This is a genomic window from Geodermatophilus sp. URMC 62 (assembly GCF_052931475.1).
In genome coordinates, this window is sequence record NZ_JBRFHY010000001.1 from 2,185,347 (window position 1) to 2,197,388 (window position 12,042).

At 75.1% G+C, this 12,042-nt stretch carries 9 protein-coding genes; 8 read left to right on the top strand and 1 reads right to left on the bottom strand.

Translation table 11 applies throughout. The annotated features are described in order from the left end of the window. The first annotated feature begins 72 nt into the window (after positions 1-72). The 7 genes from ACU616_RS10480 (at position 73) to ACU616_RS10510 (ending at position 9,366) form a co-directional block, all read left to right on the top strand. Positions 73-2,418: a DNA polymerase III subunit gamma and tau gene (locus tag ACU616_RS10480; RefSeq protein ID WP_446758397.1), complete on the top strand. Its 2,346-nt coding sequence runs from the start codon at positions 73-75 to the stop codon at positions 2,416-2,418. Positions 2,419-2,509: 91 nt separating this feature from the next. Beyond that, on the top strand, positions 2,510-2,896 hold the full coding sequence (locus ACU616_RS10485) for a YbaB/EbfC family nucleoid-associated protein (RefSeq protein ID WP_446758398.1): 387 nt from the start codon (positions 2,510-2,512) through the stop codon (positions 2,894-2,896). A gap of 54 nt (positions 2,897-2,950) precedes the next feature. Then, on the top strand, positions 2,951-3,550 hold the full coding sequence (gene recR, locus ACU616_RS10490) for a recombination mediator RecR (protein ID WP_446758399.1): 600 nt from the start codon (positions 2,951-2,953) through the stop codon (positions 3,548-3,550). A gap of 170 nt (positions 3,551-3,720) precedes the next feature. Beyond that, on the top strand, positions 3,721-5,364 hold the full coding sequence (locus ACU616_RS10495) for an ABC transporter substrate-binding protein (protein ID WP_446758400.1): 1,644 nt from the start codon (positions 3,721-3,723) through the stop codon (positions 5,362-5,364). Between the two features lie 110 nt (positions 5,365-5,474). Then, complete coding sequence (locus ACU616_RS10500; protein WP_446758401.1) at positions 5,475-6,578, top strand: ABC transporter permease; 1,104 nt, start codon at positions 5,475-5,477, stop codon at positions 6,576-6,578. Then, positions 6,578-7,639, top strand: a complete 1,062-nt coding sequence (locus ACU616_RS10505; protein WP_446758402.1) for an ABC transporter permease — start codon at positions 6,578-6,580, stop codon at positions 7,637-7,639. Before ACU616_RS10500 ends, ACU616_RS10505 begins: the two co-directional genes overlap by 1 nt. Then, on the top strand, positions 7,639-9,366 hold the full coding sequence (locus tag ACU616_RS10510; protein ID WP_446758403.1) for a dipeptide ABC transporter ATP-binding protein: 1,728 nt from the start codon (positions 7,639-7,641) through the stop codon (positions 9,364-9,366). The genes ACU616_RS10505 and ACU616_RS10510 overlap by 1 nt, the downstream gene beginning before the upstream one ends. Before the next feature lie 70 nt (positions 9,367-9,436). Here ACU616_RS10510 and ACU616_RS10515 read toward each other — a convergent pair whose 3' ends face one another. After that, positions 9,437-9,793, bottom strand: coding sequence for a Rieske (2Fe-2S) protein (locus tag ACU616_RS10515; RefSeq protein ID WP_446758404.1), 357 nt, complete (start codon positions 9,791-9,793; stop codon positions 9,437-9,439). 105 nt (positions 9,794-9,898) lie between these two features. On the opposite strand from ACU616_RS10515, the gene ACU616_RS10520 reads away from it, so the two are divergent. Continuing rightward, on the top strand, positions 9,899-11,968 hold the full coding sequence (locus tag ACU616_RS10520) for a TPM domain-containing protein (protein ID WP_446758405.1): 2,070 nt from the start codon (positions 9,899-9,901) through the stop codon (positions 11,966-11,968). The last annotated feature ends 74 nt before the right edge of the window (positions 11,969-12,042 follow it).

The following is a 12,042-nucleotide window of genomic DNA, read 5'->3' on the forward strand; positions in this document are numbered from 1 at the left end:
AGCCCGACCGTGCTCGGGACGTCGCCGTCGCGCCGGTCCCGGGACGTCACCTCGGGCACGTAACCTCGCGGCGTGGCCCTGGCGCTCTACCGGAAGTACCGCCCGGCGACCTTCGCCGAGGTCGTCGGGCAGGAGCACGTGACCACCCCGCTGGTCAACGCCGTCGACGGCGGCCGGATCAACCACGCCTACCTCTTCAGCGGCCCGCGCGGCTGCGGCAAGACGTCGTCGGCGCGGATCCTGGCCCGGTCGCTCAACTGCGAGCAGGGGCCGACGTCGACACCCTGCGGGGTCTGCGGCTCGTGCGTGGCGCTGGCGCCCGACGGTCCCGGCTCGCTCGACGTCATCGAGATCGACGCGGCCAGCCACGGCGGTGTCGACGACGCCCGCGACCTGCGCGAGCGGGCGTTCTTCGCCCCGGTGAACAGCCGCTACAAGGTCTACATCGTCGACGAGGCGCACATGGTGACCACGCAGGGCTTCAACGCCCTGCTCAAGGTGGTCGAGGAGCCCCCGGAGTTCCTGGTCTTCGTCTTCGCGACGACGGAGCCGGACAAGGTGCTGCCGACGATCCGCTCCCGCACCCACCACTACCCGTTCCGGCTGGTCCCGCCGACGACGCTGCGCGGCCTGCTGGAGAAGACCTGCGCCGCGGAGGGCGTGCAGGTCGAGCCGACGGTGTTCCCGCTCGTCGTGCGGGCCGGCGGCGGCTCGGTGCGCGACTCGCTGTCGATCCTCGACCAGCTGCTGGCCGGCGCGGGGCCCGAGGGCGTCACCTACGCCAGCGCGGTCGGCCTGCTCGGCGTCACCGACGACGCGCTGCTCGACGAGGCCATCGACGCGCTGGCCGCCTCCGACGCGCCGGGCGTCTTCCGCGCCGTCGACCGCGTGGTCGAGGCCGGGCACGACCCGCGGCGCTTCGCCACCGACCTGCTCGACCGGCTGCGCGACCTCATCGTCCTCGACGCGGTGCCCGACGCCGGCGGCAACGGCCTCATCGACTGCCCGCCCGACCGGCTCGACCTGATGAGCCAGCAGGCCCGGGCGCTGGGCTCGGCGACGCTCTCGCGCCTGGCCGACACCGTGCACGACGGGCTCACCGACATGCGCGGGACGACGGCGCCGCGGCTGCTGCTCGAGCTGGTCTGCGCCCGCATGCTGCTGCCCGGCACCGACGACTCCAGCGTCGGCACGCTGCAGCGACTCGAGCGCCTGGAGCGCCGGCTGTCGATCGCAGGCGGTGGCGGTACCGGTGGCGGTGCCGGTACCGGTGGCGGTGCCGCCGTCGACGTCCCCCCGCCCGTGCGGGAACCGGCGCGCCCGGCGCCGGCCCGCGACGAGCCGGCCCGTGACGAGCCGACGCCCGCCGAGCGCTCCGGTGCGCCGCGGCGGGAGTACGTCCGCCCGTCCCAGCGGGGAGCGGCGCCGGCCGCCGCACCGGCCGAGGCCCCCGCCGCACCTGCGCCGGCGCCGTCCGCTCCTCCGGCCGCTCCCGCCCCCGAGCCGGCCGCGGCGGCCGCTGCCGCGCCGGCCGGTGCACCGGCCGCGGCGGCCGACGACTGGCCCGAGACGACCCCGCCCGGCTCGGGTGCGTCGCGCCCGGCGCCGGCCCCCGCGCCCGCCGGGTCCGACGACTGGCCCGAGACCACCGCGCCGGGCTCGGGTGCCGGCCGGCCGGCCGACGCCCCTGCTCCCGCCGGGCCCCGGCCGGGCGCGCGCGTGATGACCGGCGAACCGGACGTCCCGCTGCCGCCCGAGCCCACCGACGACGAGGACTGGCCGCACCCGGCCGAGCCCGCCGCCGCCCGCGCCGCGGCCGCGCGGGTGGCCGAGCCGCGCCCGCCCGCCTCGCCCCCGCGGGCGGCCGCCGAGTCGGCACCGGCGCCGCGCGGCGGCGAGCCGACGCCGGTGGTCTCGGCCGACCCGGAGGGGATCGGCGGGGCCGGGGACGGCGCGCTGACCACCAGCGACGTCCGCCGCGTGTGGCCGGAGCTGCTCGCCGTCGTCAAGCGGCACAAGCGCACGACCGAGGCGCTGCTGAAGAACGCCCAGGTGCACGACCTGCGCGCCGGTGTGCTGACGCTGTCGACCGCCTCCCCGGCACTGGCCCGCCGGATCGGCGACGACCTCAACAAGGACGTGCTGCGCGAGGCGCTCAACGAGCTGCTCGGGGTGCGCTGGAAGGTCGAGGCGGTCGTCGAGGGCGCGACCGCCCCGGGCGGCGGTGGCGCGGTGACGCCGGAGGTGGCCCGGGAGGCCGCGCGCGCCGCCGAGGCCGCCGAGGCCCGCGAGCTCATGGCCGAGCGGGCCGCGGAGGTCTCCGACGACGGCGTCCGGGAGCACGTGCCGGCCGTCGACCCGGAGCAGGCGGCGCTGGCGCTGCTGCGCGCCCAGCTGGGGGCCCGGCCGGTCGACTGACCGACCCCGTCCTCCGCATCGCTCGCGGACCCGCGGCGAGCCGCCGCGCGAGGTCGAGCGGTGCGTCGGTGGCTGCGCCTACGCTCGGGTCATGTTCCCCGGTGGTGGCCAGCCCGACCTGCAGGCGATCCTCCAGCAGGCCCAGCAGATGCAGCAGGCGCTGGCGGCCGCGCAGGAGCAGCTGGCGAGCGAGGAGGTCACCGGCTCGGCGGGCGGTGGCCTGGTCACCGCCACGATGACCGGCGACGGCGAGCTGCAGTCGGTCACGATCGCGCCGGCCGCCGTCGACCCCGACGACCTGGAGACGCTGCAGGACCTCGTGGTCGCCGCGGTCCGGGACGCCTCCCGCCTGGCGAGCGAGCTGACCGCCGACCGGATGGGCCCGCTGGCCGGCGGCCTCGGAGGCGGCTTCCCCGGCGGTGGTCTCCCCGACCTGCCCGGCGGCGGGGGCGGCCTGCCCGGCCTGCCCGGCTCCTGATCTCCCGCACCCCGGCGCGCGCCGGGGTGCTCCACCCTCTCCCCGAGGAGCACCGTGTACGAGGGTGCCGTCCAGGACCTCATCGACGAGCTCGGCCGCCTGCCCGGCGTCGGGCCCAAGAGCGCGCAGCGCATCGCCTTCCACCTGCTGGCCGCCGAGTCCGCCGACGTCGGCCGGCTCGTGGCCGCCCTGCAGCGCGTCCAGGCCGAGGTGCGCTTCTGCGTGACCTGCTACAACGTCGCCGAGGGCGAGCAGTGCCGGATCTGCCGCGACCCGCGCCGCGCCGACGACGTCATCTGCGTCGTCGAGGAGCCCAAGGACGTCGTCGCGATCGAGCGCACGCGGGAGTTCCGCGGCCGCTACCACGTGCTCGGTGGCGCGATCAGCCCCATCGAGGGCGTCGGCCCCGACGACCTGCGGGTCAAGGAGCTCATGACCCGGCTGATGGACGGCTCGGTCACCGAGCTGATCATCGCCACCGACCCCAACCTCGAGGGGGAGGCGACCGCGGCCTACCTGGCGCGGCTGGTCGGCCCGCTGGGGTTGGCGGTGTCCCGGCTGGCCAGCGGCCTGCCCGTGGGCGGCGACCTGGAGTACGCCGACGAGATCACCCTGGGCCGCGCCTTCGAGGGCCGCCGCCGCATCGACGCCTGAACGGCGGCGCCCGCGGCGTCCGGCGGGGCGTCGTCACGGTCGGGTAACGCCCGTCCGCGAGGTCTCTGAGCGCTGAGAGACGTGTGCTACTCATGGGTACGACAGGCCAACGGCGGCCGCGGGACGGCGCTCCGGCGCAGCGCGGCCGCGCCCCGAGAACGAGGTGGCGGATGACTCCCGCAGGAACCAGCGGCCGGCGCGTGCGCGCGGCCACGGCCGGCATCGCGGTGACAGCACTGGCGCTGTCCGCCTGCGGTGGAGGCGACGACGGCGGCTCCGGCGGAGGCGGTGGTGGCGGCGACACGCTGACGATCGGCACCACCGACCGGATCGTCACCCTGGACCCCGCGGGTTCCTACGACAACGGTTCCTTCACGGTGATGAACCAGGTCTACCCGTTCCTGCTGAACACGCCGCTGGGCAGCCCGGACGTGGAGCCCGACATCGCCGAGTCGGCCGAGTTCACCTCGCCGACCGAGTACACGGTCACGCTCAAGCCGGGGCTCACCTTCGCCAACGGGCACGAGCTGACCTCCTCGGACGTGAAGTTCAGCTTCGACCGCATGGTGGTGATCAACGACCCGAACGGCCCGGCCTCGCTGCTGTACAACCTCGCGGGTGTGGACACGCCGGACGACTCCACCGTCGTCTTCCGCCTGACGAAACCCGACGACCAGATCTTCCCGAAGATCCTGTCGAGCAACGTCGGGCCGATCGTCGACGAGGAGGTGTTCGACCCCGCGGCGCTGACGCCCGACCAGGACATCGTCGACGCCAACGCGTTCGCCGGCCCGTACACGATCACGAACTACGACCAGAACAACCTGGTGTCCTACGAGGCCAACCCGGACTACCAGGGCGTGCTGGGTGCGCCGAAGACCGCGGCGATCAACGCCAAGTACTACGCCGACGCGTCCAACCTCAAGCTCGACATCCAGGAGGGCAACATCGACGTCGCCTTCCGCAGCCTGACGGCGACCGACATCGACGACCTGCGCGGCAGCGACGGGGTGGAGGTCGTGGACGGTCCCGGCGGCGAGATCCGCTACATCGTCTTCAACTTCAACACCCAGCCCTTCGGCGCGACGACGCCCGAGGCCGACCCGGCGAAGGCGCTGGCCGTGCGGCAGGCGGTGGCCCACCTGCTCGACCGCGAGGAGCTCGCCGACCAGGTCTACAAGGGCACGTACACGCCGCTGTACTCCTTCGTGCCCGAGGGCCTGACCGGGGCGATCACCCCGCTGCGCGACCTCTACGGCGACGGCCAGGGTGGTCCGGACGCCGACAAGGCGGCCCAGACCCTGCAGGCGGCCGGTGTGCAGACCCCGGTGCAGCTGAGCCTGCAGTACAACCCGGACCACTACGGTCCGTCCTCCGGTGACGAGTACGCCCTCATCAAGGACCAGCTGGAGGCGACCGGCCTGTTCCAGGTCGACCTGCAGAGCACCGAGTGGGTGCAGTACTCCGAGGACCGGACGGCCGACGTCTACCCGGCCTACCAGCTCGGCTGGTTCCCGGACTACTCCGACGCCGACACCTACCTCACGCCGTTCTTCCTCACGGAGAACTTCCTGGCCAACCACTACACCAACCAGCAGGTCAACGACCTGATCCTGCAGCAGGCCACCACGGCCGACCCCGCCGCGCGCGAGGCCCTCATCGAGCAGATCCAGCAGCTCGAGGCCCAGGACCTGTCCACGGTGCCCTACCTGCAGGGCGCGCAGGTCGCCGTCGTGCGGACCGGTGTCGAGGGAGCGAGTGACACACTCGACCCCTCCTTCAAGTTCCGCTACGGCGCCCTCAGCCAGGGCTGACCGGACCGGCCTGGTAGACCAGCCACACCGGCCCCGGGGAACCCCGCCGCGCGGCGGGGTTCCCCGGGGCCTCCCGTGTGCGGGGGGCCCGCACAGACGGAGTCGACGCGATGACCACAGCAGCCACCGAGCTGGCGGCGGGCGATCCCGCCCAGGAGGAGGCGTCGACCGGACGCCGTCGCCGGGGCGGCGGGGGTGGGCTGGGCAGCTACCTCGTGATCCGCTTCCTGCTGATCTTCCCGACCGTCCTCATCCTCGTGACGACGGTCTTCTTCCTGATGCGCTCGACCGGTGACCCGATCACCGCGGCGCTGGGCGGCCGGCTGACGGGAGCGGAGCTGGCCGAGCGCGTGCGGGAGGCCGGCTACGACCGGCCCCTCCTGGTGCAGTACCTCGACTACCTCGGCGACGTCGCCACCGGCGACTTCGGGACGACCCTGAGCGACCGCCGGCCGGTGACCGAGGTGCTGACCACCTTCGGTGTGGCGACCCTGGAGCTCGCGTTCTACGCGCTGCTGGTCGCCTTCGTCGTCGGCATCCCGCTGGGCCGGCTGGCCGCCTACTCCCGCGACCGGTGGCCCGACGCGGTGCTGCGGGTCTTCGCGATCCTCTGCTACGCGACACCGGTCTTCTTCGCGGGCCTGGTGCTCAAACTCGTCTTCGCCAGCGGCCTGAGCTGGCTCCCGGTGGCCGGCCGCGCCTCGACCGGCGCGGAGATCCAGCTGCAGTTCCTCGACAACCCGACGGGCAGCTACCTCATCGACTCGATCCGGACCGGGGACGGCGAGGTGGTCCTCGACGTGCTGGAGCACGCGGTCCTGCCGGCCATCGCCCTCGGGCTGCTCACCGCCGGGGTGTTCCTCCGGCTGGTGCGCACCAACGTCATCGGCACGTTCGGCTCCGGCTACGTCGAGGCGGCCCGCTCCCGCGGCGTCGGTGAGCGGCGGCTGCTGCGCAAGCACGCCTACCGCCCGGCGCTCATCCCGATCATCACCGTCATCGGCCTGCAGGTGGCCCTGCTCATGGGTGGCGCGGTGCTCACCGAGACCACCTTCGAGTGGAAGGGGCTCGGCTTCCAGCTCGCCGAGTACCTGCAGGCCCGCGACTTCGTGGCGGTGCAGGGCATCGTCGCGCTGCTCGCGGTCATCGTCGCGGTGACCAACTTCGTCGTCGACGTCATCGCCGCGCTCATCGACCCCCGGGTGAGGTACTGATGGCCACCGCCGTGTCCACCCCCACGGACCAGACGCCCGCGCCCGACCCCGCCCGACGGGGCTGGCGGAGGCTGCCGGTGGTCCACCAGCTGCGGCAGAGCGTCGGCCTGCAGCGCGGCATGCTCGTCGCCGGGCTGGTCCTCACCGGCGTCTTCCTGCTCGTCGCGCTGTGCGCGCCGCTGCTGGCGCCCTACGGCTACGACCAGCTGCGGGACGCCGACGGCCCCTTCGGTGCGCAGCAGCACCCGTCGGGCGACCACTGGCTGGGCACGACGGTGGGCGGCTACGACGTGCTCTCGCGCGTCCTCTACGGCTCACGCACCGCGGTCATGGTCATCGTGCTGGCGATCGCGCTGTCCCTGTTCGCCGGCGTGCTGCTCGGGCTGGTCTCGGGCTACTTCGGCGGCTGGCTGGACCGGGTGCTCGTGGTCGTCTGCGACGCGGTCTACGCCTTCCCGTCGCTGCTGCTGGCGATCGTCATGGCCATCGTCATCAGCGGCGGCCAGTCCAGCCTCTTCGGCGGGATCCTCGCGGCGGCCATCTCCATCACCGTCGTGTTCATCCCGCAGTACTTCCGGGTGGTCCGCGCCGAGACGGTGCGGATCAAGAGCGAGGCCTACGTCGAGTCGGCCCGCGTCATCGGCGCCGGCCACTGGCGGATCATGAGCCGGCACGTGCTGCGCAACGCCACCCGCACGCTGCCGCTGATCCTCACGCTCAACGCCTCCGAGGCCATCCTGACCCTCGCCGGGCTCGGCTTCCTGGGCTTCGGCATCGAGCCCACCGCCGCCGCCGAGTGGGGCTTCGACCTCAACAAGTCGCTGTCCGACGTCACCAGCGGGATCTGGTGGACGTCGATCTTCCCGGGGGCGGCCATCGTGCTGGTGGTGCTGGGCCTGACCCTGGTCGGGGAGAGCCTCAACGACCTGGCCGATCCCCGGCTGCGCAGCCGGCGGGCGGCCGAGGCGGGGGAGACCGCGGAGGTCGCGGTGGTGCCCGGTGGCCCGCTCGACACCGGCGTGGACGTCGCCCGGGTCACCGGTGCAGGAGGGATCGCCTGATGACCGGCACGCCGACGGGCGACGTCGTCGACATCGAGAACCTGTCCGTCTCCTTCGCCACCGACGCCGGGACCATCGCCGCCGTCCAGGACGTGAGCCTGTCCGTGGCCGCCGGCGAGGTGCTCGCCGTCGTGGGGGAGAGCGGCAGCGGCAAGACGGTCACGGCGCGCAGCATCCTCGGGCTGCTGCCGGAGACCGCCACCACGCGCGGGGCGGTCCTCCTGCGCAGCAAGGACGGGAGCGAGCAGCACGACGTCGTGACGCTGTCCCGCGGCCAGCTCGGCGCCGTGCGCGGCCGGGACGCGGCGATGGTCTTCCAGGAGCCCTCCACCGCGCTCAACCCGGTCTACCCCGTCGGCTGGCAGATCGCCGAGGGCCTGCGCGCGCACGGCCGGTACAGCCGCAAGGAGGCGCGCGCCAAGGCCGTCGACGTCCTGCGGCGGGTGGGCATCCCCGACCCGGAGACACGGGTCGACCACTACCCGCACCAGTTCTCCGGCGGGCAGAAGCAGCGCATCGTCATCGCCCAGGCGCTCGTCCTCGACCCCGGCGTCATCATCGCCGACGAGCCGACGACGGCCCTCGACGTCACCGTGCAGGCCGAGATCCTCGACCTGCTGCGCCGCTGCCGGGACGAGTTCGGCGCCGCGATCGTGCTGATCACCCACAACATGGGGGTGGTCGCCGACCTCGCCGACCGGGTCGCGGTCATGTACCAGGGGCGGTTGGTGGAGGAGGCCGACGTCCGCACCCTGTTCTCCGCGCCGCGGGAGGCCTACACGCGGCAGCTGCTGGCCTCCGTGCCGCGTCTGGGGCAGGGACTGGCGCGCACGCAGGCGCGCGCGGCGGCCCGGCCGGCCGGGTGGGACACCGCCGCGCCGGTGGTGGAGGCCCGCGACCTGCGGATCGTCTACCCCGGCCGGCTGCGCCGCCCGGACTTCACCGCCGTCGACGGCGTCAGCTTCCGCATCCGGCCCGGCGAGGTGCTCGGTCTGGTCGGGGAGAGCGGCAGCGGCAAGACGACGATCGGGCGGGCCATCGCCGGCCTGACGAAGGTGACCGGCGGGTCGCTGTCGGTGCTGGGCACCGAGATGAACGGCGTCAAGGAGAAGCGCTTCCGGCCGGTGCGCGAGCGGATCGGGTTCGTCTTCCAGGACCCCGCCTCGAGCTTCAACCCGCTGCTCACCATCGCCGAGGCGGTCGCCGAGCCGCTGGTCGTCCACGGGCGGGCCGGTGACGCGCGGGAGGCGCGGGGCCGGGTCGACGAGCTGCTCGAGTCGGTGCAGCTGCCCCGCGCCTTCGGCGACCGCTTCCCGCACGAGCTCTCGGGCGGCCAGCGGCAGCGGGCCAGCCTCGCGCGGGCGCTGGCGCTGGGGCCGGAGCTGCTCATCGCCGACGAGCCGACCTCGGCCCTCGACGTGTCGGTGCAGGCGCGGGTGCTCGACCTCTTCGACGAGATCCAGCGCGAGTTCGGCTTCGCGGCGCTGTTCATCAGCCACGACCTCGCCGTCGTCGACCTGCTGGCCGACCGGATCGCCGTCCTCTACCGCGGCCGGCTGGTCGAGGAGGGGACGGGCGAGGAGGTGCTCGGGGCGCCGCAGCACCCCTACACGCAGCGCCTGCTGGCCTCGCTGCCGGTGCCCGACCCCGACGCGCAGGCCGCCCGCCGGGCCGGCTGGCAGCAGCTGACCGCGGCGGGCCGGGCGGCTCCGGCAGCTCCGGCTTAGCGGAGGGACCCTCCTGCCCCACCACTCGCAGGCTCGCGGCGGCCCCCTGCAGGAGGGCCGCCCGTGTGCCTCACTCCACGACGACGTCGTCCCCGCGGCGCAGCGCCCGCCGCACCCGCAGCCGCAGCACCTTCGCGTAGCCGCGGACGAACTGGGTGTAGCCCGGGGTGGGCCCGTGGTAGCCGAGGAACCCGCGCGGGCCGGCGACCATCTCCCCGGTGCGGACGTCGTAGCGCGCACCGTGCCAGGGGCAGACCAGGCACCCGTCGGCGTCGATGCTGCCCTTCGACACGTCCGCCAGCTGGTGCCGGCAGCGGCGGGAGACGGCGAAGTACTCCCCGTCGCGGTTGCCGACCGCCCAGTTGCCCGCCCGGCGCACCGCCCCCGAGGGCAGCTGGCTGGCGGGGATGCGGTCGTTCTCGCTCACGGGTCCTCCTCGGGCCGGGTGCTGGGCTGACCGGGCCCTACCCGGTTGCGGACGTCCTACCCGGCCGGGCTGCCCGGGCGGGGTGCCGCACCTAGGGTCGGTGCCGTGCGCCGGCTGATGGGAGTCCTCGCGGCCGCGGCCGCCGTCCTGGTCGCCGGCGGCGGGCCGGCACTGGCCGAGCCGCCGTTCGACGTCCCCGACGAGGTCACCGACCGCGCGGGCGTCCTCGACTCCGGCGACCGCGCGGAGGTGCAGCGGGCGGTCGACGACCGGCAGGCCGAGGACGGCACGCAGGTCTTCGTCGTCTACGTGACCTCCTTCGACGGCGTCGACCAGGGCGAGTGGGCGCAGCAGACCGCGGAGGCCTCGGGGCTGAATGGCACCGACGTGCTGTTCGCCGTCGCGGTGGGCGACCGGCTCTACGGCTACTGGGTGGACGACGCGTTCCCGCAGACCAACGCCGAGATCGAGGACTTCCTGGCGCAGGACGTCAAGCCGGAGCTCGGGGACGACGACTGGGCCGGGGCGGCGGTGGCCTTCGCCGACGGGATCGGGGACGACGCGTCGTCGGGGTCGGGGTCGGGGTCGGGATCCGGGTCCGGGTCGGGCGCGGCCACCGCTGCCGTCGTCGGCGGGATCGCCGTCGTCGGGGGCGGGGCGTACCTGGTGGCGCGGTCCCGGCGGCGGCGCCGCGAGGCCCAGCCGCCGCCCACCACCCGGCTGGAGCGGCCCGACCCCCACGCCGGCGTGCCCACCGAGGAGCTGCAGGGCCGGGCGAGCACCGCGCTGCTCGAGCTGGACGAGGCCGTGAAGACCTCGCAGCTGGACCTGGACTTCGCCCGGCTGCAGTACGGCGAGGCCGCCGTCGCCGGGTTCGACGAGGCGCTGGCCCGGTCCCGCCAGGAGCTCACCCGGGCCTTTACGCTGCGCCAGCAGCTCGACGACGAGATCCCCGAGGACGAGCCGACCCGGCGGGCGATGGTCACCGAGATCCTGCAGCTGACCTCCGCGGCCGACGAGCGGCTCGACGCGCAGGCCGAGGCGTTCGCGCAGCTGCGCGACCTCGAGCGCACCGCGCCGCAGGTCCTCGAGGGGCTCGGCCCACGGATCACCGCGCTGCACGGCCGGCTGCCCCAGGACGAGGAGCGCACCGCCCGGCTGCGCCGCCGCTACGCGCCCTCGGCGCTGGCGCCGGTCGCCGACAACCTCGACCAGGCCCGCGCGCGGCTGGCCGCCGCCGAGCAGGAGGTCGCCGAGGCGCGCGCCGCCCTCGACGCCGGCCGGTCCGGCGAGGCGGTGGGCGACCTGCGCGCGGCCGAGGACGCCGTGGCCCAGGTGGGCACCCTGCTCGACGCCGTCACGCGGCTCGAGCGCGACCTGGAGGCCGCGACCGCGCGCATCCCCGCCGTCCGCGCCGAGACCGAGCAGGACCTCGCCGAGGCCCGGGCGCTGCTGTCCTCCGGCGGCGACAGCGCCGGGCTGCGCCCGCAGGTGGCCCGCGCGGAGGCCGGGCTGGCCGCCGCCGACGAGGCCCTCCGCTCCGGCGACGGCGGGCTGCCCGACCCCATCACCGCGCTGCGCCGGCTCGAGGAGGCCGACCTCGCCCTGGAGCAGGCGCTGACCGTGGCCCGCGACGCGCAGACCCGCGGCCGCCGGGCCGCCGCCGCGCTCGACCAGACCCTCCTGCGCGCCCGCTCGACCGTCGCCGCGGCCGCCGACTTCGTCGCCACCCGACGGGGGGCGGTCGGGCCCGAGGCGCGCACCCGGCTGGCCGAGGCGCAGCGGCACCTCGACGCCGCCGCGGGCACCGGCCGCACCGACCCCGAGGGCGCGCTGCGGGAGGCGCAGCTGGCCGACCAGCTGGCCCAGCAGGCGCTGCAGCTCGCGCAGGACGACGTGGCCACGTGGTCCGGCGGCTACGGCGGGGGTTACGGCGGGGGCTACGGCGGGGGCTACGCGCCCGGCCGCGGTGGTGTCGACCTGGGCAGCCTCGTGCTCGGCGGCATCCTGGCCGGTGGGATGCGCGGTGGCCCCGGCGGGGGTCTCGGCGGTGGTCTCGGCGGTGGCCGGCCGCGCGGTGGCGGCTTCGGGGGCTCCGGTGGCCGCGGACGCTCGGGCGGGGGCGGTTTCGGTGGTGGCGGCGGCCACGGACGCTCGGGCGGCGGCCGCTTCTGAGACCGTCGCGCCACGATCAGGGGACCTGATCGTGGCGTGTCCTCCCTCACCGTGCACCGTGGGGGAGGACGCGC